Below are 22700 nucleotides of genomic sequence, written 5' to 3'. Positions count from 1 at the left end.
CGCGCCGGCATCGCGGACGTGTTCGTCCAGGACAACCAGTCCTTCTCCGCCCCGCGCGGCACCGTGCGCGGCCTGCACTTCCAGCGCGCCCCCATGGCCCAGGCCAAGCTGATCCGGGTGCTCTCCGGCGCCATCCTGGACGTCGCCGTCGACCTGCGCCGCGCCTCGCCCACTTTCGGCCGGCACGTGGCCGTGCGCCTCGATGCGCAAGGCGGCGAGCAGCTCTACATCCCGGTCGGCTTCGGGCACGGCTTCTGCACCCTGGAACCCGACACCATGGTGGCCTACAAGGTCGCCGGCGGGGTCTACAGCCCCGAGCACGACGGCGGCCTGCTCTGGAACGATCCGGCGCTCGCCATCGCCTGGCCGGTGAGCGAGGCCGAGGCCCAGCTCTCGGCCAAGGACCGGGTCGCCCCGCGCCTGGCCGATCTTCCGCCGCTTTTCTGAAGCTCCTGCGGCGGACGATTCTTGCGGCGGACGATTCTTGCGGCGAACGGCCCGGCCGGCGCCGGTCCCGCCGCATCACCCCATCGCCGGATCGTCCATCGATCCGGCCTCACGAGAGACCCGTCATCCCATGCGCATCTTGGTCACCGGCGGCTGCGGCTTCATCGGATCGGCGCTCGTGCTGCACCTGGTGCAGGATCTGGGGCACGAAGTGGCGACCCTCGACGCGCTCACCTACGCAGCCAACCCGATCTCGCTCCAGCCGCTGGCGGACGACCCGCGCCACCGCCTGGTGGAGGCCGACATCTGCGATCCGGGAGCCGTGCACGCCCTCTACGCCGACTTCCGGCCCGAGGCGGTGATGCACCTGGCCGCCGAGAGCCACGTCGACCGCTCGATCACCGATCCGGGCGCCTTCATCCGCACCAACGTGGTCGGCACCCAGGTCCTGCTCGACGGGGCGCGCAGCCACTGGGAGACGCTGGCGGGACCCGAAAAGGCGGCCTTCCGCTTCCTGCACGTCTCCACGGACGAGGTCTACGGCTCGCTGCCGCCCGACGGCTTCTTCACCGAGGCGAGCCGCTACGACCCGCGCTCGCCCTACTCGGCCTCGAAGGCCGCCTCCGACCATCTCGCCCGCGCCTGGCACGAGACCTACGGCCTGCCCGTCCTGGTCACCAACTGCTCGAACAACTACGGCCCGCGCCACTTCCCCGAGAAGCTCATCCCGCTGATGATCCTCAACGCGCTGGAGGGCAAGCCGCTGCCCGTCTACGGCGACGGCCTGAACGAGCGCGACTGGATCCACGTGGAGGACCATGCCCGCGGCCTCGTGGCCGTGCTGGAGCGGGGCCGGGTCGGCGAGACCTACCTGCTCGGCGGGCGCGCGGTGCGCAACAACCTCGGCGTGGTCCAGGCGCTCTGCGCCGCCTTCGACCGCCTGCGCCCGGAGCAGGCCCCCCACGCGCGGCTGATCACCTATGTCGCCGACCGGCCCGGCCACGACCGGCGCTACGCCATCGACCCCGCCAAGGCCGAGGCCGAGCTCGGCTGGCACCCGACCCAGGACTTCGAGCGCGCCCTGGAGGAGACCGTGCGCTGGTATCTCGCCAACGAGGCCTGGTGGCGCCCGATCCGCGAGGGCCGCTACACCGGCGAGCGCCTCGGCCTGGGCACCGCCCCGAAGGCGGGGTGAGCCCGATGGCAGCCTCCGAGAACGCCGCACCGCGCGACATCCTGATCCTCGGCGGGGCCGGCCAGGTCGGCACCGAGCTGCAGGCGCCGGCGCTCTGGGACGCGGGCACGCGCCTGCACGCCCCGAGCCGCACGGCCCTCGACGTCACCGACGCCGCCGCGATCGCGGCGGCTCTCGGCGCGCGCCCCTACGCGGCGGTGGTCAACGCGGCCGCCTACACCGCGGTCGACCGGGCCGAGAGCGAGATCGCCGCGGCCTGGAGCCTGAACGCGGTGGCACCGGCACTGCTCGCCGCGGCCACCGCAGAGGCCGGCATCCCGCTCGTGCACGTTTCCACCGACTACATCTTCGACGGACGGACCGAGGCCCCCTGCACCCCCGACACGCCGGTCGACCCGCAGAGCGTCTACGGCGCCAGCAAGGCGGCCGGCGAGATCGCGGTGCGCAGCGCCAACCCGCGCCACGCCATCATCCGCACCGCCTGGATGATGAGCCCGCACCGGGGCAACTTCGTCAAGACGATGCTGCGCCTGGCGAACGAGCGCGAGCGCCTGAGCGTGGTCGACGACCAGCACGGCAGCCCGACCAGCGCGGGCGACCTCGCCGCCGGCCTGGCCCAGATCGCCCAGGCGCTGGCCCGCGACCCCGGCGCGCCCACCGGCACGCACCACTTCGTCAATGCGGGCGCCACCACCTGGTGCGGCTTTGCCCGCGCCATCGTGGCGGGCGCGGCCCGGCGCGGCGCCCGCGCGGTGCCGGTGGACGCCATTCCCACCAGCGCCTTCCCGACCCCGGCCCGCCGGCCGGCCTATTCGGTGCTCTCGACGGCGAGCCTCACGGCCGCCTACGGCCTGAGGCCGCGGCCTTGGGAACAGGCCCTGGACGACATCCTCGACCGGCTGGTCGGCCCCGAACGGACAACGACGGAGACACAGGCATGAAGGGGATCGTTCTGGCCGGCGGCACGGGCACGCGCCTGCACCCGGCCACCCTGTCGATCAACAAGCAGCTGCTGCCGGTCTACGACAAGCCGATGATCTACTACCCGGTCTCGGTGCTGATGCTGGCGGGCATCCGCGAGATCCTGATCATCTCCAGCCCCGAGCACCTCGACAACTACAAGCGCCTGTTCGGCACCGGCGAGCAGTTCGGGCTGTCCTTCAGCTACGCGCTCCAGCCCCGGCCGGAGGGGCTGGCCCAGGCCTTCCTGATCGGGCGCGAGTTCGTCGGCGACGACAGCGTCGCCCTGGTTCTGGGCGACAACCTGTTCTTCGGCTCGGGGATGCGCGAGATGCTGGCCCAGGCCCGCGCCCGCGAGACCGGCGCCACGGTGTTCGCCTACCACGTCGACGACCCCTCGGCCTACGGCGTGGTCACCCTCGGCCCCGACGGACGCCCCTTACGCCTCGTCGAGAAGCCGGTGACGCCCGAGAGCCCCTGGGCGGTGACGGGCCTGTACTTCTACGACAACCAGGTCCTCGACATCGCCGCCGGCGTGACGCCCTCGGCCCGGGGCGAGCTCGAGATCACCAGCGTCAACGAGGCCTATCTCGCGCGCGGGCAACTGCACGTGGAGCGCATGAGCCGCGGCTATGCCTGGCTCGACACGGGCACGCATGACAGCCTGCTGGAGGCGGCCGAGTTCGTGCGCACGCTCCAGCACCGCCAGGGCCTGCAGGTGGCCTGCCTGGAGGAGATCGCCTACCTGCAGGGCTTCATCGGCAAGGACCAGCTCATCGCCCGCGGCAAACTCTTCGCCAAGACCGCCTACGGTCAGAACCTCCTCAAACTCGCTGAGGAAGACCAGGCCAGCATTCTGATGCGGTGAGGCCCGCAACGGGACCGAAGCGGGCAGGGGCCTCCCCGAAGCGCGGGCGGTCGCGTATAGGAGCGGAAATGGACAACATCATTCGCCCCACCTTCGGCGTCCCGCGCCGCACGGAAACGACCGATCCCCGCCGCGTCCAGGTCCTCACCCAGCGGGTCTACGGAGAGGCGAATGGCTGCCGCGTCTGCCTCGTGCACGACGAGGGCGCCCCGGAGGGCGACGTCTACAAGGTGGTTGTGGGCTTCCTGACGGACGACGAGGTGAGCACCGTGGCGATCCTCCCCGCCACCCCGGAAGGGGATACCGATTGCGAGATCGTCGCCCTGGCGATCCTGCGGACCCTCGGCATGATCGAGGCCCGCACCGAGCCGCCGGGCAGCGCCTGAAACACGCCCGCGCGTCGCGCGCGCAGGAGGTTCAGAAGCGGGCTTGCATCGGTCCGGAAAGCCATGCTATCGCCCCTGCACCGGAACGGACCGGGCCGCAACCGCCATCGGTTGCGATGAAAAACCGGATCCTGCCTCGTGCCACGCGAGGATGTTGGGGGATAGTTTAACGGTAGAACAGTGGACTCTGACTCCTCTAGTCCAGGTTCGAATCCTGGTCCCCCAGCCAACAAGTTTCGCCTATCGGCCACACCTAAGAGTGATTCAATTCACACTTAAAACCGGCGCAGTATTACATGCCAGTCTAAATTAGCTTCAAAAAAGCTCCGGCTTGGTGCTCTGCGTAATTATACTTCGCGGAAAACTTTGCTTGCGCTCTCCAGTGCCAATTATAATATTTGCGGAACAAATGATCGAGCAAGTATTTTTCTAGGGTTTTCGAGCGGCACAGCTAAGACTGATTCATTTCGGTCGAATCCTACGGCGGTCCGTGTTCGTATCGCCATTGGCAAACATGTGTTCCGAATAATCCTTGGCGAGGTGGCCGGGCGCCTCTTGAGTGAAAAAACGTACGTCCGGAGGGCCGAGGCCGTGCCCGGCCGCCTGATCTTCTCGAGAAATTAGCGGAGGAGCAGTGTTTAGCGAGGCGTGGCCGCTTCGCTTGCGGCATGGCCGACGAGATCGATTATCCTCTCGGCAGTCACTTCAGCGCTGCCAACACGTCGAGGACGCTCCGCGAGCGCCGGGACGTAAGCCGTCACAGCGTCATCCTGTCTGAACATAGCCTCATCGGCATTCGCCGTTCGGAAGTGACGTTCAGCGAAGCTGATCAGGATGCTGAGATAACTTTGAGTCGCTGGAGTTCGCCTGTTCGGCCGAGGCCACACCAGAGCGAGCGACGCCCGGCGATCAGGAACAGCACGAGATTAGATGTGCGCTGCATGATTGCATGCCATGTTCGAAAATTGCGTCCGGACGGCGTCGGATGGTCCACCGGATAGGTATGCCATTCGCCGACGAAGGTGTCCGTCCCGCCACTTCTTCTCCAGGCGTTAAGCGCTTCCGCCTGGTGACCGGCGTCTCGTCGGTCGAACAGGTAGCGCCCGCGATGATCGCCGGGGAGCGGCGTCGTGCAGTGGCCGACCTCGAGATGAGGACCGCGATAGTTGCCGATGAGGAGGCCACCAGCTTCCAGACCAATCTCCCTCTCGGTGACGTATCCTGCGATCACCTCCTCCACGGGTCGTGTCCCTGGGCGTGGTGTAGCTCGCTGAGAGCCACCACGATTGCCGGCTTGGGCCGGGACGATCAGGCTGCCAGGGTGGGCAGGCTGACGAGGGGATCATCGCCGATCGGGGCGATGCTTTCCAGGGTCATGTAGCGCGACCGCTGGACGGCCCACTCGTCATTCTGTTCGAGCAGGATCGCGCCGACGAGGCGGGTGATGGCAGCCTCGTTGGGGAAGATGCCGACGACCTCGGTCCGGCGCTTGATCTCGCCGTTCAGGCGCTCCAACGGATTGGTCGAGTGCAGCTTGACCCGGTGGGCGGCCGGGAACCCCATGTAGGCCAACACGTCGGGCTCGGCCGTGTCCATCAAGGCGGCGAGCTTGGGCACCCTGGGGCGAAGTTGGTCGGCCACCCGCCGCCATTGCTGACGGGCCGCCTCGGCATCATCCTGGGCGAAGGCGGTGGCGATGAAGGCCGACACGACGCGCCGCCCGCTGCGGCCGGCATGGGCGAGCACGTTCCTCATGAAGTGCACCCGGCAACGCTGTCAGGTGGCGTTCATCACCTTGGCCACCGAGGCCTTGATGCCTTCGTGCGCATCCGAGATCACCAGCTTGACCCCTCGCAAACCGCGCCGGGCGAGCTTGCGCAGGAAGTCCGTCCGATGCGTCTCGGCCTCGGACGGGCCCACGTCCAGCCAAGGATTTCGCGCCGGCCGTCGGTGTTCACGCCGACCGCCACGATGACGGCCACCGAGACGATGCGGCCGTCCTGGCGAACCTTCACGTAGGTCGCGTCGATCCAGAGGTAGGGCCACTCGCCTTCGATGGGTCGGTCGAGGAACGCGCCGACCCGTTCGTCGATCTCCTGGCACAGGCGCGAGACCTGGCTCTTCGACACGCCGGTGCCGCCCATCGCCTGCACGAGGTCGTCCACGGAGCGGGTCGAGATGCCCTGGATGTAGGCTTCCTGGATCACTGCCGTGAGCGCCTTCTCGGCCATGCGGCGCGGCTCCAGGAAGCCCGGGAAGTAGCTGCCCTTGCGTAGCTTCGGGATGCGCAGCTCGACCGTGCCGGCCCGCGTCTCCCAGTCCCGGTCACGGTAGCCGTTGCGCTGGACCAGACGCTCGGCGCTCTTCGCGCCGTGGGGCGCGCCGGTCAGGCCGCCCACCTCCAGCTCCATCAGTCGCTCGGCTGCAAAACCGATCATCTCACGCAGCAGATCGGCGTCGGCACTCTTCTCCATCAGCCCGCGCAGGGCCATGATCTCGTCGGTCATCGGGGGTCTCTCGGGTTCGGGGTTGGTCGTCGCAACCCGACCCTACCCGGCAACCGCCGATGACCACCCCTCAGCTACACCACCGCCTGGGACACGACCGGTCGCCGCGATTGAAGCGGGTGCATCGCGGCGTCAGGCTGCCAAACGCTTTGGGGTCGGGGCAGCCAGCGCGATCCGTTGGCACGAGCGCTTTCGGCAGGACGGGCGGATCGCGCCCAGGCCCATGGGCGGCGACCGCAACTCGCAGCGCCTGGAAGCGCAGGCGGCCCTGATCCTTCGGATCCACGAAGAGCACCCGCTCTCCTTCCTGCGGGAACTGAGCGACAGGCTCTCGGAACGGGGCGTCCGCGCCAGCACGAGCAGCCTGTCACGCTTCTTCGCCCGGCATGGGATCACCCGTAAAAGGGGCTGTCCACGCGGCCGAGCAGGAGCGGCCGGATGTGAAGGCCGCGCGAGGACTGGTTCGAGCGTCAACCCGATCTCGATCCGGATCGCCTGGTCTTCCTCGACGAGACGGCCGCCACGACGAAGATGGTCCGCCGGTATGGCCGTGCTCCGTGCGGTCAGCGCTGCCGGATCGCCGTACCTCACGGGCACTACAAGACCACCACCATCACCGCCGCCCTGCGCGCCACGGGATTGATCGCCAGAACCATCTTCGATGGAGCCACGAATGGTCTGCGCTTCCGGGCCTACGTCACCGACACCCTGGCTCCGGTCCTCAAGCCCGGTGACACCGTCATCCTCGACAACCCGAACGCCCATAAGGTCGCCGGGGTGCGCGAGGCCATCGAGGCAGTCGGCGCGCGGGTTCTCTACCTCCCGCCCTACAGTCCGGACTTCAATCCGATCGAGCAGGTCTTTGCCAAGGTCGAAGCTCTCCTCCGAACGGCTGCAGCACGGACCGCCGCCGACCTAACCCCCGCCATCGAGAACGCGTTCGCCGCCGTCCGACCGGATGAGTGCCGAAACTACCTCGCCGCTGCCGGATACGAGGCCTACGAGCCAACCTGAAAGGGAACGGCTCTAGACGTCGTCCGCCGGCCATGGCGCCGCCGAGGCGGGGGGCGGCACCGGGCATCCGGCTAGTCTCTCGAAGCTCCCGCCGAAGCCGAGCGCGACGGCCTTCCAGAACGCCAGGCGCTGATCGGGCGCCCGTTCCCGCAGGTAGCTGTCCAGCGCGGCATGGACTTGGGCGGCGAGGGGCGCAGGATCGAACGGGATGCAGGGCCCCTCGGCATCGGGGGACGACGCGGTCAAGACAGGCCCAGGGCGGTTGCGAGGCGGTCGCGCGCCCGGCTGACCCGGCTTTTCACGGTACCGACCTGGCAGCCGAGGATAGCCGCCGCCTCCTCGTGCCTGAGTCCGTCCACCGTCACCAGCAGCAGGGTCTCGCGCTGCTCCTCCGGGAGGGTATCGAGCGCGGCCTGCAGCTCGACCAGCGCGATCCGGTTCTCCTGGTCGGGGGCCAGCGACAACGCACCCGCGGCGACCCCGTCGATGTCCTCGACCTCGCGACGCAGGCGCTTGCGCTGGTTCAAGTGCGTATTGCGCAGGATCGTGAACAGCCATGCGACGAGGTTGGTACCGTCCTCGAACTTCGAGCGATGCTCCCAGGCTCGCGTCAGGGTCGCCTGGACCATGTCGTCGGCCTCCGCGGCGTTACCGGTACGGAGCAGGGCGAAGCGGCGCAGGCGCGGCACCACGGCGATGAGTTCATCGCCGAACGCCTTCGTCACCTGCCGCTCCGCTTCCGCGTCGAGTAGCGCGGCCCGGAGACGAACCAGGACCTGACCCAGCCGCGTATCGGCGTCGATAACGGCCGCTTTGAGAATGAACTCATCTAGTCGCCGCCCGATCTGATCCTGGACATAGCGGGGCAATCCCTCGCTCAGCGAAGGTTTGTCAGCGATCATGCTTAAGTACATGCTAGAAAATTCGACTCTCTTCGGGCAATAAACGGATTTCGTCGCCCCTTACCGGTAGAATATGCGTAGCCATTTCTGGCTGATCGTTCACGTTCACGTCAATGATCTGGATATACCAGCCGATCCGCGATTTTCCCTGGAACCGTACGGCCAAGTCGCTGTTCCGAACCTGCTTGGTCACGGCGACAAAGCCGGAACGAGCGACGAGGAAGGCGGTCATCGATGGTGGAGGGGGTCGACAGGCACGAGCTTCGGCAGATTATCGCCGGCCTCAGCGAAGGCGTGATCCTGGTCGAGCCCGACCAGACGATCACTTATGCCAACGAGGCCGCACTCGCGATGCACGGCGCCGAGACCGTCGACGAACTCGGCGAGACGGTAGACGCCTACCGCGAGCGTTTCGCCCTGCGCTACCGCAATAACCACATCCCGAACCATTATCCGATGGAGCGGGTCGTCTCCGGCGAGAGCTTCCACGACGTCATCGTCGACGTGAAGCGCACCGACAGGCCCGACGTCGACTTCGTTCACTCCCTGCGAAGCCTCGTGGCGACGGATCGTGAGGGAAAACCGAGCTGCCTCGCCCTCATCCTCAAGGACGTCTCGGACCAGTTCGAGGCCGAAGAACGCTTCGAGACCACGTTTAACGCCAACCCGGCCCCGGCCGTGATCTGCCGGCTCGCGGACCTGCGCCACGTCAAGGTGAACCTCGGCTTCCTGGAAATGACCGGCTACACCCGCGACGCCGTCATCGGCCGCAGCGTCTATGAGGTCGACGTGCTGGCCAACGCCCGCAGCCGGGATCTCGCGATCTCGCGCCTGAACAGCGGCGGTACCATCCCGCAGATGGAAGCCTGCCTCGACCTTCCGAACGGAAGCACCCGGTACGTCATCGTCGCCGGGCAGCCCATCGATTTGGGCGACGAGCCCTGCATGCTGTTCACCTTCGCCGACCTGGACCTGCGCCGGAAGGCGGAGACGGCGCTGCGCCAGAGTGAGGAGCGCTTCGCCAAGGCATTCTCGCTGACTCCGGTACCGACGCTCCTGGCACGCGCCGACGGCTTCACCATCACGGGGTTCAACGAGGCCTTTACGCGGGTATTCGGCTACGGCGCCGACAAGGTCACGGGCCGCTCTCCGGCGGATCTCGGGCTCTGGGTGCACGAGGCCGCCCAGACGAAGTTTGAGTCGGCGGTGACCCGCACTGGTTACGTGCTTGGACTGGAGGTCTGCCTCAAGCGGGAGGACGGCACCAACCTCGATTGCCTGGTCTCGGCCGAGCGGGTCGAGATCGGCTCCGAGACCTTCGCCCTCATGGTCCTGCAGGACATCACCGAGCGTAAGCGTTCCGAGCGCGAGCTGTTCGAGGCCGTCGAGACGGTGATGGCCGACACCTCGTGGTTCAGCCGCGGGCTCATCGAGAAGCTCGCCAACCTGCGCCGGCCCGGCACCAACCACAAGGACGGCATCGTCCCCAACGTCTCGGTCCGCGAGCGACAGATCCTCGACCTGATCTGCCAGGGCCTCGGGGACGACGCCATCGCCAAGCGGCTTGGCCTTTCCAAGAACACGGTGCGCAACCACTCGGCGTCGCTCTACCGGAAACTCGACGTGCACAAGCGCTCCGAGGCCATCGTCTGGGGCCGGGACAACGGATTTCCGTCCTCTCAGACTAGCAAATAAAAACCCTTCCACTGGTACATCTGCATCATTGCCTGCCGGAAATGGCGGGCCACTTGAGGGGTGTGTCAATTGCCCAGGCCTTGGAGCATCCCGTGAGCGCGCAGAAGACGACCGACACCTCCGACAAGCTCAAGGGCTCGATCAAGGAGGCCATCGGAAAGTTGGTTGGCGACCCCAAAGTCGAAGCCGAGGGAAAATCTCAGCAAAAATTACCGAAGTCCGACGTGAAACCGAAGACCACCCCTAAGCCGTAGACTTGGTCACGCGCCGCACCCAACAGATATTTTTCGAAATCAGAACAGGAGAGAAAACATGGTTGATACGGATCGCATTACGGGCGCCGCGAAGGAAGTCGGTGGCAAGGTGCAGGGCGCGGTAGGCGACCTCGCCGGTTCGAAGCGCGACTCGGTCGAGGGCCGCGCCCGCGAGGCGCAAGGCGCCGCCGAGAACCTCTACGGCCAGGCCAAGGACGCCGTGCGCGATGCTGCCGACACAGTTGCCGATACCGCGCGTGACATCGGCGGCAAGGTTCGGGACACTGTCGGCAACCTGATCGGGTCCGACGACGTCGAGGACCGCGTCCGCCGTGCCCAGGGTGCCGCCGCCGACACTTACGACCGTGCCGAACGCTCCGTTCGTGGTGCTGGCCGCGAAGCGTACGACCGGGCCGAGGATGCCTACGAGAACAGCGGCCGCTACCTGCGCCAGGGAGGCCGCGAGGCCACCAATCAGATTGCCGAGCATCCCATCGCCGCGCTGCTGGTGGCCGGCCTGCTTGGATACGGCCTCGGCTTGCTCATTCACGGCCGCGATTGACCCGCAGCAAATGATCTTGGTCCGACCGCGCCGGGACTGCGCGGTCGGACCCTTGAGTTCCACCCCACCGACTGACCCCTCGAACGACCGAACTTCTCGGACGACCGACGACCCGGAGTACAAGTAACGTGTCCACTTCCCCCCTTCTCGCGACCCAGACTGCCGCGGCTTCCGCCGACACCCGTACCGTCCTGCTGAACGAAGTGTCCTGGGGCGCCATCTTCGCGGGCGCCGTCACCGCCCTGGTGACCCAAGTCGTCCTCAGCATGGTCGGCGTCGGCGTCGGCTTGTCCAGCGTCGGCACGACCGCCGCTGACAATCCGGCCGCCTCGACCCTGTCGATGGGCGCCGGGGCCTGGTTCGTGGGCTCGGGCATCGTCGCCTCGCTCGCCGGCGGCTTCATCGCCGGGCGGCTCTCGGGCAAGCCCGTCACGGGGGCGGCCGGTCTGCACGGCCTCGTCTCCTGGGCGGTCACCACTCTGGTGGTGATCTACCTCCTGACCTCCGCGGCAGGCGGCCTCATCGGCGGCGCCTTCTCGGGCGTGACCAGCACGCTAGGCGGCGCCGGCTCGCTCGTGGGCGGCACCGTACAGACCGCGGCCCAGGCCGCGGCGCCCTCGCTGTCGAAGATCTCGAATCCCTTCGACGGCATCGAGCAGTCCGTGCGCAACCAGGCCGCCGGCCAGGACCCGCAGGCTGCCAAGGATGCCGCCGTCGCTGCCATCCGCGCCCTGTTCACCGGTGACCCGGCCCAGAAGGCCCAGGCCGAGAACCGCGCCGCAGACGCGCTCGCCAAGGCGCAGGGCATCCCGGTCGATCAGGCCAAGACGCAGATCCAGGATTACCGCAAGCAGTACGAGGAGACCGTCGCCACCGCCAAGGTGAAGGCCGAGCAGGCGGCCGTGGCCGCCAAGTCCGCCGCTACCCAGGGCGCCTTCTACGGCGCGCTCGCTCTGATCCTCGGCGCTCTTGCCGGCTTCTTCGGCGGCCGCCTCGGCGCCCCGAAGCTCCACACCCTCGCCGACAGCTACGGCGCCCGTCGCGTCTGAGCACACCACCCCGGCCGGTCACCGCGACCGGCCGGCCCTGCCTCGAATACCCCCCCGCAGATCGCATTCCCCGATATCGAAGGAGCATCTCCATGAGCAGCACCACGGACAAGCTGAAGGGCCTCGCCAACGAGGCCGTGGGCAACCTTAAGCAGGGCGTCGGCAACATCACCGGCAACGACAAGCTGGTCGTGGAGGGCAAGGTCCAGGAACTCAAGGGCGAAGCCCAGAAGACCGTCGGCGAGGCCAAGGACGGCGTCGCCTCGGTCGTCGACAAGGTCACCGGCAAGCGCTGAAGCCGAATGGGCGGCGGGCCTCACGCGGGTCCCGTCGCCACCCATCATCCTCGAACCCAGGAGCATCCCATGAACAGCGACCAGTTCCGCGGCGCGACTCGCCATCTCAAGGGCCGTGCCCAGACCGCCGTCGGCGGCCTCACCGGTGATCCAGCCCGCCAGGTACGCGGTGCCGCGAACCAGGTAGCCGGCGGTGCGCAGTACGCCTACGGCCGCGCCCGCGACCGGGCCGAGGATCTTCTCGATGACGGCCGCGACATCGCCCACGAAGTCCGGGATCGCGCCGGCAACCTGGTTGAGGACGGACGCCATCTCGTCGACGAGGCACGCGACCGCGCCGGGAACCTCATCGCTGACGGTCGTGATTTCGCTCGCCACGCAGCCAAGCGCAGCACGAGCTACGGCCGCCAGGCCGTGCGCTACGCCGACGACAACCGCACTTCCGCGCTGCTCGGTCTCGCCGCCATCGCCTTCGCGGTGGGCTGGCTGTCGCGCCGCAAGCACTGACACCGCAATCCCGGAGACCATCCCATGATTCGCAAGCTCCTCACCGCCTTCGTACTCCCGAGGATCATCGCCTACGTCAGCCGCCGCTTTTCGGGTCGGTCCGGCACCCCGCCGAACCGTCGCAGCTACTGACTGTCCTCTTTCACCCAGAATCGATTCAGGAAACCGACCCACGATGAAGCTGACCCTTGCTCTTGCCGCTACGGTCGCCGCCACCCTGGTCGGGCTGCCGGCCCAGGCGACCCCGATGGCCGGCACTCCCGTCGAGGCGCTCGTGCGCGGTGACCTGCCGACGGACTATGTCCAGTCCCGACGCTTCGGTCATCGTCATGGCTGGCGTGGCGGTCGCGGCTATGGCCGGGGCTATGGTCGCGGATACGGCTATCGCCGGGGTCCCGGCGTCGGCGCGGCGGTCGGTGCGGGCGTGGCCGGCCTCGCCGCCGGCGCCATCATCGGCGGCGCCATCGCCAGCTCGCAGGCGCAGGCCGCGCCGGTGGTCGTGCAGGGCGGTCCGGGTCCGGAGGCCGTCGCCTACTGCGCCCGTCGCTTCCGGTCCTACGACGCGGCGAGCGGCACGTACCTCGGCAACGATGGTGACCGCCACGCCTGCCCGTAATCACGCCACCGACTTCCAGACCCGCCGACGCGGCGGGTCTGGTCTCATGACGGCATAGCTCCCGGACGCCTCGCGGATCCGTGGATGTCTCCTGTTGCCGACCCTTCACAGACATTCCCGATCTCGATTCGAAGGCCCACCACCCATGCGTCCGTATCTCGCCGAGTTCATCGGCACCTTCATCCTGGTCGTCTGCGGCTGCGGAAGCGCGGTCCTGGCGGGGGACCACATCGGCTTCGCCGGTGTCGCCCTGTCTTTCGGCTTCGTCCTGGTGGCGATGGTCTACACCCTTGGGCCCATCTCCGGCTGCCACCTGAACCCTGCCGTGACACTCGGCCTGACGATGAGCGGGAAGTTCGATGCCAAGCGGCTCCCAGCCTACATCGTCGCCCAGGTCGTCGGCGCCATTGCGGCGTCGTTTGTCCTCTACGTCATCGCTTCGGGACGTCCGGGCTTCGACGCAGTCGCCACGGGCTTCGCCTCGAACGGCTACGATCTGCGCTCGCCCGGGCACTACAACCTCGTGGCGGCCTTCTTGGCCGAGTTCATCCTGACGGGTCTCCTGATCCTGACCATCCTGGGCTCCACCGACCTGAAGGCGCCGGTGGGCTTCGCGGGCGTCGCCATCGGCGTTGTGCTCGTCGTCATACACCTCGTCTCCATCCCGGTGACGAACACCTCGGTGAACCCCGCCCGCAGTATCGGTCCGGCCCTGTTCGCCGGTTGGGCGGCGATCAGCCAACTCTGGCTGTTCATCGTCGCGCCCCTGCTCGGCAGCGCGGCGGCGGCACTCTTCTACAAGAAGATCCGTGCCCTCGATCCCGTGATGCAGATGCCCCAGCGGCAGGGTCTGCAGGCCCTCGAAGGCGAGACCGAGCAGCGCATGGATCGGGCTGGCATCAAGCCGACCGTTTACTAGGCCCGCCTGTCAGGGCCGGCATCGAAGACCCGAAGCCGGCCCTCGACTTCAAACCACCGACAAGGAACGCACCATGAGCAAGGGTTACCCCTCGATGACCGCGCTTCTGGGCCTGCTGGCCGTGGCCGGCTACCAGAACCGCGACAAGCTCGCCGAGCTCCTGAAGGGCCACGACACCCCGTCGATCCCTTCCCTGAACCCGAACCACGGCACCGTCCCGCCGATCCCGAACACTGCTCACAACACCGCTTCCACGAGTGGCATCGGCAATCTCGGCAGCCTGCTCGGCGGCCTCGGCACCGCTGGCGTGGGCGGCCTGATCGCCAGTGGCCTGAGCGAGCTCGTCGACCACTTCACCAAGGGTGGCCACGGCGAGACAGCGAATTCCTGGGTCAACCAGGGCGTCAACCGCGACATCCACGAGGCGGATCTCGAACGCGCCATCGGCCCGGACACTCTCGACCACCTGACCCAGCAGACCGGCCTGAGCCGCAGCGCGTTGCTCTCTCGCCTCTCGCGCGAGCTGCCCTCGGCCATCGACCGTTACGCCGCCGACGGCCGCCGTCCCGCCTGACGCTACGACATGGCCGGCGCCCCGCGGTGCCGGCCGCCAACGACGCCGGGCGATGCCGCGCCGGGGTTCGATCCACTGCTATCCCCGACGTTGTGAGACCCCCATGGCCATCGACTACCAATCCGAACTCCGCCGACCCTTGCCCTTCAGCCTCGCGGTCGTGGCCGGGGTCCTCCTGGTCTGGCTCATCGTCGCCTCCATCGCCGCCGGGCGTCAGCGCAGCGCCCGCGACCATCGCATTGAGGATTTGCAGGGCCAGCAGATGGCGCTGCGCGCCGACCTCGAACGGCAGATCTCGACGGCAGGCACCCTGAATTCGCTCCAGGCCAAGATCGCCACCGCCCAGCAGCAGGACCAGCAGGCAAGCAAGGCCGCCGAGGAGGCGAAGTCCCGGGCTGCGGCCCTGACCAAGGACCAGCAGGCTGCCGAGGCCAAGGCGGCCGAGGCGAGGAAGACGGCCGAGGCCGAGACCCAGAAGCTCACCGAACTCCAGTCCCAGGTCACGCAGGCCGAGGGCAAGCTGGCCCCGCTGCGCGAGGCCATCGCCACCGCGGAGAAGGCCGCCGTCGACCGGACCCAGGATCTCGCCGAAGTGGGACGTCGCCTGGAGGACGCCCGGGTGCAGGAGGCCAAGCTCCGCGCCGACCTCGCCACGATGACCCAGGAGGCGACGACCAAGACCGCGGACCTCGCAAAGGCCGAGGAGCGCCAGCAGAACGCCCGCGAGGCCGCCGCCGCCGCGCTGAAGGAATTGGCCGACGCTCGGGCCGCGACCGATCAGGCAGGAAAGCAGCGCACGGACACTGATCAGGCCATTGCCGCCCTGACCGCCAGCAAAGACAAGCTGAACGCCGAGATCGAACAGGCGAACCGCGACGCCCAGCAGGCGCGCGACGCCCTGACGAGCGTGCGTAAGGAACTCGCCGAGGTCCAGGCGCAGCGCGACCGGGTCGTGTCCGAGCGTGGTCAGGCCGAGCAGGCCCTGCAGAAGCTCTCCGCCGACCGCGATGCCGGCACGGCCGCCCTCGACGCCCTGCGTAAACGCCAGACCGACGCCCAGGCCGAGTTGGCCACGCTGACCGAGACCCTGGCCACCCGCAACAAGGAGGCTGCCTCCGTCGACGAGCGGCTGGCCTCGGCCCGGCAGGACCTGAGCACCGCCCAGGCGAAGCTCGCCGAGGTCCGCCAACAGCTTGCCAACCCACCCGCCGGCGCGCCGAGCCAGCCGGCTCGCTGAGACGACGAAGACCCACGTGGGCAACCGCCCGCGTGGGTCTTCGTGCCGGATGTCGCTCGGATCGCCGGGACGGACCGTTCGGTTGCGGCGCCATCGGAGGTGCCCACGAGCAAGGATGGAAGCGGAAGGGCGGCATCGGGCGCATCGCAGCCGATGGCATCCTCGCCGGACACCGTCTCGCGGCAGGGCCAAGCGACGGGCGCCTCGGACGGGCCTCGGGATTCGAGTTCCATGAGACCGGATGTGCCGGCATCCCCGGAAGTCCGGCGCGATCCGTCCAAGTCCGAGGCGGACCCTGCCGTCGTCTTCGTGCCGGAGGTCAGGACCGCCCGCATCGAGCGCGGCGACAGCCTCTGGGCAATCAGCCGTCGGACCTACGGCGAGGGCGACCGGTACACGGCGATCTACGACGCCAACCAGGATCAGATCCGCGATCCGGACCTGATCTATCCGGGCCAGGTCTTCGTCCTGCCGAGCGAGGACACCATCGAGACGCCCAGAAACGAAAAGCGCGGCTGAAAGGAAGAGGCCATGACCAAGTTCACCAAGACCGTCACCTATGTCCTGGCCGCCGCGGCCGTCGTCACGCTCGTCATCGTCGTCCTTCAATCGACGAGCATGCTTGCGGGCTCATGACAGCGCTCGTGGGCGCCGTTCCGGCAACGCGCCGATCTCGACCGACTGCGTCTTCGGATCGTTTCAGACCCGCCCGAAGACCTTTGGACTTTCTGACGACGGGACGGTGAGGGAACGGTATCGTCCCAAGGATGTTTCCGATTCCTCAGATTATTCCGGAGACGTCCATGCGTATCATGCCGTCTATTCTTTCGGCCTTTGGTCGACGCAACAGTCGAGTTCTCTCGAATAACGGAAAATCTCGGCGCGATCACATGCCCTCCGCCCGAGGCCAGGACCATCCGGCCTTTCACCCGATAGGACAGAGCTACATCTGGGGTGGGCCGACTACGGCATCGAACGGGTTCGCGCCCGCTATAGGCTATGACGCTTACAACGGTGGTTACGGTTACTGACCCTGTGACGTGTTGAAACATGGCCCAGGCCGGAACGGTCGCGAAGGCGGCGTTGTTTCGGGATTACATCCCGAACAACAGAAATCATCCAATGCGTAAGAGCCCGTCCGATAAGGGGCTGAGGCAGGGTTGAGTGGCCGGGATGGCAGTGATTCCAAGAGGGTGCTGAAACCTGACCTGGATCTGCGATTTGGACTCCGACCACCCGGCGGCAGCATAGCCATGCGAGCCTGCGTTATGAAACCGACCTGACAGATGCCGAGTGGGCGGTGATCGCCCCTCTGATGCCGGAGCCGGCGCCGTGTGGCCGCCCGCCAGTCTGGACGACGCGGGAGGTCCTGAACGCCATCTTCTACGTGCTGCGCGGCGGCATCGCGTGGCGGCTGATCCCGAAGGACCTGCCGCCGCGTTCGACCACGTTCGGCTACTTCAGCCGCTGGCGCGACGAGGGGTTGTTTGCTCGCATCAACCACGACCTCGTCATGGCGGACCGCGAGCGTGTCGGACGGGAAGCCTTACCCACGGCTGCGGTGCTCGATAGTCAGAGCGTCAAGACCACCGAGAGCGGCGGGCCGTGCGGCTACGACGCCGGAAAGAAGGTCAAGGGCCGCAAGCGTCAGGCCCTGGTCGACACGGACGGACGCGCTCTCGTCCTCGACCCACAGCCCGCCGACGTGCAGGATCGCGATGGTGCCCGCCGCACACCGACCACGCCGCCTACCGCGCCTCATGGGCGCCGCTGCTGCGGGCCGACCCCCGCGCACTCAGCCACGCTGCCGTGCAGGGCTCGCGCGCGGCCGACTACCTCACCGCGCTGCAGCCCGCAGCCCGCAAAGCTTCCTCATCCGAGGCAACAGAATCCGCTGCGGCAACGGCTGACACCATATTGACGGATGCCGAGGAGGATGTCGTTCAGCAACAGGCCGCCGCATAAGCGCAACCGTCCCACCCCCCTCGGGCCGGCTGCTGGACGCGCTGCCCGGCGGCGTTGCCCAGCTCAGTTAGAACAGAGAGCGGAAGCGTGAGAAGCAATGCGGGAAACCAACGGAAGGGCTTAACTGGCGCGCATACCGGGGAGGGCAGCTTGCAAGCCGCAAAGGGGGAGGGGGGCGACCGATCCTCCTTGCCGCTGCTCCACCCTGCTGCTACGCATCCTATGGCGGCAGCGAAGCTAACCGACTGTAGCGGCTTATGTTTTTATGCAGCAGTCTCGTGCGTCCGCATCCTGGTCCCCAGCCATTGTCAGAACCAAGTCATTCCAAGCATTCGATAATCTGCTGAACCGCCCTGCGGTCTGAGCCGTTTGTCCACGCCGCTGCTCCACAGGCCGTCCGTATGGGCGGCGTGAGCGCGGTTCGGGTACGGTCGTCCAGCGCGGACGCGTTCTTCGAATTGAGACGCCGGGTTCCGATGGGCCGGCCGCCCGCGAATGGTCGTCCGGGGTCCCAAGCAGACGCGGCGGGAGACGGGGCGGACGGACCGTCAGGCCGGATGAGAGCTTCGCGAGGTCCGGGGCAGCGTCTCAGCCCGGACGCGTCCGGTCCTCGTTCCTCTGACAGGATTCCAAGTCACGGACCGAACGATTGTAGGCTTCGTTGAAGCGCTGCGCCGGCTGGCTCGGATCACCCTTCGCGCGAATGTCCCGGGCGACATCCCGGCCGTGCCCGATCAGGCTCGCGACCGTATCGGTGTAGCCGGTGCAGGATGCGTTCGCCTTCGGGCTCATGCCGTCGAAGGTCGTCCCAAGCTGGCGATTGGCGTTCGAGACCTCGCCGAGGGCGGCCAGGAACGGGGCGACATCCGCCTTGGGACCGAGGGCCTCGAACTGCCGGATCGCGCGGCGCAGCGTGAGGCTGGTGGAGAGGAGACGCCGCGCCGGCGCATCGTCCGCCAGGGCCGTCAGGCGGCGCTCATCCCGGGCGATCTCGCGCTCGAACAGGGCCGTGCCGTACGCGTCCATCGCCTTGGCGGCCGCCTCGACGCGCGGGACGAGGATCGCGTGCTGCTCGCGCGCGAACTTGAAGCCGTCCTCCTTGAACTCCCGCGTGGTCTGATAGCGCGTCAGCGCCTTCAGGGTCGGATTGACCTCGCGCAGGGCCGCCAGCAGCCGGGCGGCCTGGGCATCGACCTCCGGCACGGCGCCCGGCAACGCGACGGCCGTCTCCAGCTCCGCGATGACGCCGTCGAAATCGACGATGCCGAAATGGTACCAGGCATTGGCCCCGAGCTTCGTGCCGAGCTTGAGCACCCGCTCGTTGTCGCGCCGGTAATCGGCCAGTTGTTGCGTCAAGGGATGGGACCGGACCAGGTGGTTCTGGGCCTCGGCATAGGCATTCGCCTTCGCCAGGTTCTGAGCCTCGGGCGTTTGCGCCGGCGCCGGACGGGCGGGCGCCCGAGCCGGGCCGGGCGGTGGTGGCGGGCTCTGCAAAAGGGCCTGGGAGGCCGCGGGTGCAGCGGGGAAATCGCACTTGAAGGCGTCGATCAGGCTCTTGCGGACAGCCTCGTGAGCCTGGGCGCATTGATAGGCCACGGTCGCGCGCGCCGCCGCGTCGCGCGCGACCGAGTCCCGGAAGCTCTCGCGCATCGTGCCGATCCCCTGCCGGATGCCGGGGCGAGCGGCCTCCGGCACGCCGGGGCTGGCGGCGCATTGGGCATAGGCGGCGAGGAAGGCGTCGCAGCTCTCGACGCCCACCGGTGCCACCGGCGTGACCGCGCGCGCAGGCGTCGTCGCGCATCCGGCCAGGATGGCCACCACGGGGAGGACGTCACGAAACGATCCGACCCCGCATGCCCGTGCCCCGAATCTCCAGGCTCCGCATCTTCGTGCCGGTGCTCGCATTCCCGTCCCTATCGTCGAAGCGCCAGTTTTGTCGAAGCGCGGAGCGGGGACCTTGCAGGGTCCCGCCGCTTGCCGGCCGCTGAATCCGGTTGGCCGGAGCGGTTGGAGCCGTCCCCATGCCATGCGCGTGTCGACCGGCTCGCGCAACCGCGACGGCGCGAAGCGGGTGTCACGCGCCTGACGTCCAGCCGATCACCGCCGTCAGCGGATCGGTGAGGGCGTGCTCCGGGATCAGGACCTGCACCGCGGTCCGGGCGAAACCCGCGTCGCGGAGATAGCGCTCCACCAGTCGCGCGCGGCCCGCCCCATCCAGAGCGGTCCAGATCGCCACGGCCTTGGTGGGGAAGCATCGGTTCGAGACGCTGATGACCACCGGTGCTCCCGGGCGCGACACGCGCGCAACCTCGGACAACACCGCAATGGGCTTCTGCAGATACTGGACCGAGACGCACAGCAGCGTCGCGTCGACACTCGCAGGATCCAGGGGAAGTCGGGTCGCAGCGTTCAGGTCTTGCACGAAGTGCCGAGTCAGGCGGGGGTTCGCCGCAAGTTCCGAGGCGTTCAAGCCGTGGCCGATGACCCGCGCGAAGATCCTGTCCGCCGGCAGGTGGCTGACCCAGCTCGACATCAGGTCGAGGATCGTTCCTCCGGCCGGAACGACGTCCCGGTAGAGGCGCGTGACCGCGGCGATCGCTGCGGCGTCGATATGCGTGACGAAGCGCGGTTGACGGTAGAACAGCGGATCAGGGCTCGGATCGTTCTTGGCGAACGCCTCGGGCGGGAAATTCGCAACCGGTCTCATGGGATTCTCGCGCTGCCTGCCGCCGACACGGTGTCCAACGGCGCCGCCGGGCGATCGATCCCCTCCGGCGAGGGGACGATTCGCGTGTCAGGGGGTCGCGCCGCAGGCGGGCCACGCACGGGGTCTCAACGGTCCCGCGACAGCGAGTCCGGCCTGAAGAACAGACCCGCCTGCAGGCTGTCGCCGATCCGGTTCGCGCGCTCGGTGAGGAGCGCCGCCACGTCGGCCGGAAACATCTGCCGGGCCGTCTCCTCGAAGAGCGCCAGCCATCGGGCAAAGTGGGCGGGGGTCAACGCACCGAGCCCCTGATGCTTGCCGAACGGATTGCCCTTGTAGCGGCCGGATCTCAGCAGCACCGAGGACCAGAAATCCTGGATCACCGCGAGGTGGCGGGGCCAGTCCCCGTCGGGGATGGCGCGGGCGAACACCGGCCCGATCAGGGGATCGCGCCGCACCTTGGCATAGAAGGCGGCCAGGAAGGTTCGGAGGCGCGCTTCCGTGAGGGTGTCGGTGAGCATCTGGAACCAACCCATGGTGACACGAGGCGCGACTGCCGAGCCTGTGTCCGGATCGCGTTGTCGGGAGCCGGAGCATGCCGGCGCGGGCGATGCGATGCCAGCTTCGCAACCCTGCCGTCGGATCGCGGGGCACGGATTTGCCCGTCGCGTCGGACGTCTCCGCCGACCGGGCGGGGATTCCGGACCGGGCCAAGGGCGAAGCGCCCGCGGGGTGGCCGCCCTGCGGAGGCTGAAGGCCCGATCCGGGACGGTGAGGAGCGCGGGCGGACGTCGCGACAGCCGCCTGGATCTCGGTCGGTCTGCAAAAACATTCCTCCGCGAAAGCGTGAAAATTCGAAAAACCCTTTCCTTGCGAAATCTTGGCGGGCGCCTGTAAATCGTCTGCACGGGATCGTGATCGCACGGCAACGGTGTCGGCGATCCGCGATCGGGCCCGCGAAGCCCCCCGGCGGCGCGCCGCGGGACCTTGCCCTGCGAAATTTCCCTCGACGCGATCTGCCTCGACGCGATCTGCCTTCCGGAGACGATTCATGACCGACGATACGCCGCGCGGGGCAGCCCCGTCGCGCCGGACGATCCTGCGCGCCGGCCTCGGGGCCGCCGCGCTGGCGCCCCTCGGGATGCCGGCGGTCCGGGCGGCCGAGCGGACCGTGCGCCTGAGCTACCAGCGCTCCTCGACCCTGCTCACCATCCTGAAGGCGAAGGGCACCCTGGACGAGCGACTGAAGCCCCTGGGCTTCGCGCCCTCCTGGCATCTCTTCACCAGCGTGATCGAGCCGATGAATGCCGGGGCCGTGGATCTCCACGCGGACGTCGCGGACGCGGTGCCGATCTTCACCCAGGCGGCCAACGCGCCACTGACCTTCTATGCCCGCGAGGTCGGCTCCCCCGCGGCCGAGGCCATCATCGTTCCCGAGGAATCGCCGATCCGCTCCATCGCCGACCTGAAGGGGCGCACCGTCGGCGTCTCGCGCGGGTCGGGCTGCCACTTCATCCTGGCGGCCGCCCTCAGACGCGCGGGCCTCGCTTTCGGCGACATCAAGCCGGCCTATCTCCAGGCGCCGGAGGGCCTCGCGGCCTTCGGCCAGGGCAGCCTCGACGCCTGGGTGATCTGGGACCCGTTCCTCGCCATCGCCCAGGCCAAGCGGCCGGTGAGGGTGCTGGCCGACGCCACCGGCCTGTCGAGCTACCACCGCTACTACCTCGCCAACGACCGGTTCGTGGCCGAGAACCCGCGGGTGGTCGGGGTGGTCTACCATGCGCTCCGGGAGGCGGGCCGCTGGGTCAAGGCCGAGCCCGATGCGGCGGTGGCGCTCCTCGCGCCGATCTGGGGCGACCTCTCCCCGGAGGTGGTCGCCACCGTGAACCGGCGCCGGACCTACGACGTGACGCCGGTGGTGCGGGCCGAGCTCGGCGAGCAGCAGGCCATCGCCGACACCTTCCGTGAAGCCAAGCTGATTCCCCGCGACCTCGACGCGACCGCGGTGAATACCTGGCAGCCGCCGGCGGAACGGGGCTGAGG

At 68.1% G+C, this 22700-nt stretch carries 24 protein-coding genes, 1 tRNA gene and 3 pseudogenes; 20 read left to right on the top strand and 8 right to left on the bottom strand.

Annotated features, from left to right (window positions below; translation table 11 throughout):
* The 6 genes from rfbC to ACLBWX_RS16915 all read left to right on the top strand — a co-directional run.
* A partial coding sequence (gene rfbC / locus ACLBWX_RS16940) for a dTDP-4-dehydrorhamnose 3,5-epimerase (RefSeq protein ID WP_447678179.1) occupies window positions 1–447 on the top strand: 447 nt, incomplete at its 5' end.
* A gap of 130 nt (window positions 448–577) precedes the next feature.
* Window positions 578–1642, top strand: a complete 1065-nt coding sequence (rfbB, locus tag ACLBWX_RS16935) for a dTDP-glucose 4,6-dehydratase (RefSeq protein ID WP_447678178.1) — start codon at window positions 578–580, stop codon at window positions 1640–1642.
* Window positions 1643–1647: 5 nt separating this feature from the next.
* A complete protein-coding gene (gene rfbD / locus ACLBWX_RS16930) occupies window positions 1648–2583 on the top strand; it encodes a dTDP-4-dehydrorhamnose reductase (RefSeq protein WP_447678177.1) in 936 nt (311 codons plus the stop codon).
* A complete protein-coding gene (rfbA, locus tag ACLBWX_RS16925) occupies window positions 2580–3470 on the top strand; it encodes a glucose-1-phosphate thymidylyltransferase RfbA (RefSeq protein ID WP_447678176.1) in 891 nt (296 codons plus the stop codon). Before rfbD ends, rfbA begins: the two co-directional genes overlap by 4 nt.
* Window positions 3471–3538: 68 nt before the next feature.
* Entirely contained in the window at window positions 3539–3856 is a 318-nt protein-coding gene (locus tag ACLBWX_RS16920; RefSeq protein WP_056474478.1) for a hypothetical protein, read from the top strand.
* A 155-nt stretch (window positions 3857–4011) separates the two neighbouring features.
* Window positions 4012–4085 (top strand) — tRNA-Gln (locus tag ACLBWX_RS16915).
* Between the two features lie 600 nt (window positions 4086–4685).
* Here ACLBWX_RS16915 and ACLBWX_RS16910 read toward each other — a convergent pair.
* Together ACLBWX_RS16910 and ACLBWX_RS16905 are read right to left on the bottom strand one after the other, a co-directional pair.
* Complete coding sequence (locus tag ACLBWX_RS16910; protein WP_447678175.1) at window positions 4686–5096, bottom strand: Mov34/MPN/PAD-1 family protein; 411 nt, start codon at window positions 5094–5096, stop codon at window positions 4686–4688.
* Between the two features lie 68 nt (window positions 5097–5164).
* A pseudogene (locus ACLBWX_RS16905) lies at window positions 5165–6363 on the bottom strand (IS256 family transposase).
* Between the two features lie 109 nt (window positions 6364–6472).
* Between ACLBWX_RS16905 and ACLBWX_RS16900 the strand changes: the two are divergent.
* Window positions 6473–7377 (top strand): annotated as a pseudogene (locus tag ACLBWX_RS16900) (IS630 family transposase).
* A gap of 12 nt (window positions 7378–7389) precedes the next feature.
* On the opposite strand, the gene ACLBWX_RS16895 reads toward ACLBWX_RS16900, so the two are convergent.
* From ACLBWX_RS16895 to ACLBWX_RS16885, 3 genes are read right to left on the bottom strand one after another with little or no spacing between them, the layout of a single operon-like run.
* On the bottom strand, window positions 7390–7623 hold the full coding sequence (locus ACLBWX_RS16895; protein WP_447678174.1) for a hypothetical protein: 234 nt from the start codon (window positions 7621–7623) through the stop codon (window positions 7390–7392).
* Complete coding sequence (locus ACLBWX_RS16890) at window positions 7620–8279, bottom strand: sigma-70 family RNA polymerase sigma factor (RefSeq protein ID WP_447678173.1); 660 nt, start codon at window positions 8277–8279, stop codon at window positions 7620–7622. The genes ACLBWX_RS16895 and ACLBWX_RS16890 overlap by 4 nt, the downstream gene beginning before the upstream one ends.
* Before the next feature lie 13 nt (window positions 8280–8292).
* Complete coding sequence (locus ACLBWX_RS16885; protein ID WP_447678172.1) at window positions 8293–8511, bottom strand: hypothetical protein; 219 nt, start codon at window positions 8509–8511, stop codon at window positions 8293–8295.
* Between the two features lie 2 nt (window positions 8512–8513).
* On the opposite strand from ACLBWX_RS16885, the gene ACLBWX_RS16880 reads away from it, so the two are divergent.
* The 12 genes and pseudogenes from ACLBWX_RS16880 to ACLBWX_RS16825 form a co-directional block, all read left to right on the top strand.
* On the top strand, window positions 8514–9974 hold the full coding sequence (locus ACLBWX_RS16880) for a helix-turn-helix transcriptional regulator (protein ID WP_447678171.1): 1461 nt from the start codon (window positions 8514–8516) through the stop codon (window positions 9972–9974).
* Window positions 9975–10066: 92 nt separating this feature from the next.
* Window positions 10067–10228 (top strand): CsbD family protein, encoded by a 162-nt coding sequence (locus tag ACLBWX_RS16875; RefSeq protein ID WP_447678170.1) that lies wholly within the window; start codon window positions 10067–10069, stop codon window positions 10226–10228.
* Window positions 10229–10286: 58 nt separating this feature from the next.
* Window positions 10287–10790 carry a CsbD family protein gene (locus tag ACLBWX_RS16870; protein ID WP_447678169.1) on the top strand — a complete coding sequence of 168 codons (504 nt, stop codon included), beginning with the start codon at window positions 10287–10289 and terminating at the stop codon, window positions 10788–10790.
* Window positions 10791–10918: 128 nt separating this feature from the next.
* Complete coding sequence (locus tag ACLBWX_RS16865; protein ID WP_447678168.1) at window positions 10919–11839, top strand: PhnA-like protein; 921 nt, start codon at window positions 10919–10921, stop codon at window positions 11837–11839.
* 92 nt (window positions 11840–11931) lie between these two features.
* Window positions 11932–12135: a CsbD family protein gene (locus ACLBWX_RS16860; RefSeq protein WP_447678167.1), complete on the top strand. Its 204-nt coding sequence runs from the start codon at window positions 11932–11934 to the stop codon at window positions 12133–12135.
* 69 nt (window positions 12136–12204) lie between these two features.
* A complete protein-coding gene (locus ACLBWX_RS16855; RefSeq protein WP_447678166.1) occupies window positions 12205–12642 on the top strand; it encodes a CsbD family protein in 438 nt (145 codons plus the stop codon).
* A 175-nt stretch (window positions 12643–12817) separates the two neighbouring features.
* A complete protein-coding gene (locus ACLBWX_RS16850; RefSeq protein WP_447678165.1) occupies window positions 12818–13258 on the top strand; it encodes a BA14K family protein in 441 nt (146 codons plus the stop codon).
* A 145-nt stretch (window positions 13259–13403) separates the two neighbouring features.
* The gene (gene aqpZ, locus ACLBWX_RS16845) at window positions 13404–14177 is read left to right on the top strand and encodes an aquaporin Z (RefSeq protein ID WP_447678164.1); all 774 of its coding nucleotides are present in this window, start codon (window positions 13404–13406) and stop codon (window positions 14175–14177) included.
* Window positions 14178–14250: 73 nt separating this feature from the next.
* Window positions 14251–14751 (top strand): YidB family protein, encoded by a 501-nt coding sequence (locus tag ACLBWX_RS16840; RefSeq protein ID WP_447678163.1) that lies wholly within the window; start codon window positions 14251–14253, stop codon window positions 14749–14751.
* A gap of 103 nt (window positions 14752–14854) precedes the next feature.
* Complete coding sequence (locus ACLBWX_RS16835; RefSeq protein WP_447678162.1) at window positions 14855–15988, top strand: chromosome partitioning protein ParA; 1134 nt, start codon at window positions 14855–14857, stop codon at window positions 15986–15988.
* A gap of 231 nt (window positions 15989–16219) precedes the next feature.
* Window positions 16220–16507: a LysM peptidoglycan-binding domain-containing protein gene (locus ACLBWX_RS16830; RefSeq protein ID WP_447678161.1), complete on the top strand. Its 288-nt coding sequence runs from the start codon at window positions 16220–16222 to the stop codon at window positions 16505–16507.
* 700 nt (window positions 16508–17207) lie between these two features.
* A pseudogene (locus ACLBWX_RS16825) lies at window positions 17208–17714 on the top strand (IS5 family transposase); the annotation flags it as partial.
* 827 nt (window positions 17715–18541) lie between these two features.
* Here the strand turns inward: ACLBWX_RS16825 and ACLBWX_RS16820 are convergent.
* The 3 genes from ACLBWX_RS16820 to ACLBWX_RS16810 form a co-directional block, all read right to left on the bottom strand.
* Window positions 18542–19774 (bottom strand): DUF3829 domain-containing protein, encoded by a 1233-nt coding sequence (locus ACLBWX_RS16820; RefSeq protein ID WP_447678160.1) that lies wholly within the window; start codon window positions 19772–19774, stop codon window positions 18542–18544.
* 253 nt (window positions 19775–20027) lie between these two features.
* Window positions 20028–20660, bottom strand: coding sequence for a class I SAM-dependent methyltransferase (locus ACLBWX_RS16815; RefSeq protein WP_447678159.1), 633 nt, complete (start codon window positions 20658–20660; stop codon window positions 20028–20030).
* Window positions 20661–20785: 125 nt separating this feature from the next.
* Window positions 20786–21193: a group III truncated hemoglobin gene (locus ACLBWX_RS16810; protein WP_447678158.1), complete on the bottom strand. Its 408-nt coding sequence runs from the start codon at window positions 21191–21193 to the stop codon at window positions 20786–20788.
* Between the two features lie 515 nt (window positions 21194–21708).
* Here ACLBWX_RS16810 and ACLBWX_RS16805 point away from each other — a divergent pair.
* Complete coding sequence (locus tag ACLBWX_RS16805; protein WP_447678157.1) at window positions 21709–22698, top strand: ABC transporter substrate-binding protein; 990 nt, start codon at window positions 21709–21711, stop codon at window positions 22696–22698.
* Window positions 22699–22700: the final 2 nt, after the last annotated feature.

This window comes from Methylobacterium sp. M6A4_1b (assembly GCF_053345175.1).
The sequence above is the reverse complement of the archived record's forward strand: the minus strand, read 5'-3'. Positions and strand labels throughout refer to the sequence as shown.

What these genes read in the sequence shown, in the direction of transcription:
- rfbB (WP_447678178.1), top strand. Translation starts at nt 578, where the DNA reads ATGCGCATCTTGGTCACCGGCGGCTGCGGCTTCATCGGATCGGCGCTC.
- rfbD (WP_447678177.1), top strand. Translation starts at nt 1,648, where the DNA reads ATGGCAGCCTCCGAGAACGCCGCACCGCGCGACATCCTGATCCTCGGC.
- rfbA (WP_447678176.1), top strand. Translation starts at nt 2,580, where the DNA reads ATGAAGGGGATCGTTCTGGCCGGCGGCACGGGCACGCGCCTGCACCCG.
- ACLBWX_RS16920 (WP_056474478.1), top strand. Translation starts at nt 3,539, where the DNA reads ATGGACAACATCATTCGCCCCACCTTCGGCGTCCCGCGCCGCACGGAA.
- ACLBWX_RS16890 (WP_447678173.1), bottom strand. Translation starts at nt 8,279, where the DNA reads ATGATCGCTGACAAACCTTCGCTGAGCGAGGGATTGCCCCGCTATGTC.
- ACLBWX_RS16885 (WP_447678172.1), bottom strand. Translation starts at nt 8,511, where the DNA reads ATGACCGCCTTCCTCGTCGCTCGTTCCGGCTTTGTCGCCGTGACCAAG.
- ACLBWX_RS16880 (WP_447678171.1), top strand. Translation starts at nt 8,514, where the DNA reads ATGGTGGAGGGGGTCGACAGGCACGAGCTTCGGCAGATTATCGCCGGC.
- ACLBWX_RS16870 (WP_447678169.1), top strand. Translation starts at nt 10,287, where the DNA reads ATGGTTGATACGGATCGCATTACGGGCGCCGCGAAGGAAGTCGGTGGC.
- ACLBWX_RS16860 (WP_447678167.1), top strand. Translation starts at nt 11,932, where the DNA reads ATGAGCAGCACCACGGACAAGCTGAAGGGCCTCGCCAACGAGGCCGTG.
- ACLBWX_RS16855 (WP_447678166.1), top strand. Translation starts at nt 12,205, where the DNA reads ATGAACAGCGACCAGTTCCGCGGCGCGACTCGCCATCTCAAGGGCCGT.
- ACLBWX_RS16850 (WP_447678165.1), top strand. Translation starts at nt 12,818, where the DNA reads ATGAAGCTGACCCTTGCTCTTGCCGCTACGGTCGCCGCCACCCTGGTC.
- aqpZ (WP_447678164.1), top strand. Translation starts at nt 13,404, where the DNA reads ATGCGTCCGTATCTCGCCGAGTTCATCGGCACCTTCATCCTGGTCGTC.
- ACLBWX_RS16840 (WP_447678163.1), top strand. Translation starts at nt 14,251, where the DNA reads ATGAGCAAGGGTTACCCCTCGATGACCGCGCTTCTGGGCCTGCTGGCC.
- ACLBWX_RS16835 (WP_447678162.1), top strand. Translation starts at nt 14,855, where the DNA reads ATGGCCATCGACTACCAATCCGAACTCCGCCGACCCTTGCCCTTCAGC.
- ACLBWX_RS16830 (WP_447678161.1), top strand. Translation starts at nt 16,220, where the DNA reads ATGAGACCGGATGTGCCGGCATCCCCGGAAGTCCGGCGCGATCCGTCC.
- ACLBWX_RS16815 (WP_447678159.1), bottom strand. Translation starts at nt 20,660, where the DNA reads ATGAGACCGGTTGCGAATTTCCCGCCCGAGGCGTTCGCCAAGAACGAT.
- ACLBWX_RS16810 (WP_447678158.1), bottom strand. Translation starts at nt 21,193, where the DNA reads ATGGGTTGGTTCCAGATGCTCACCGACACCCTCACGGAAGCGCGCCTC.
- ACLBWX_RS16805 (WP_447678157.1), top strand. Translation starts at nt 21,709, where the DNA reads ATGACCGACGATACGCCGCGCGGGGCAGCCCCGTCGCGCCGGACGATC.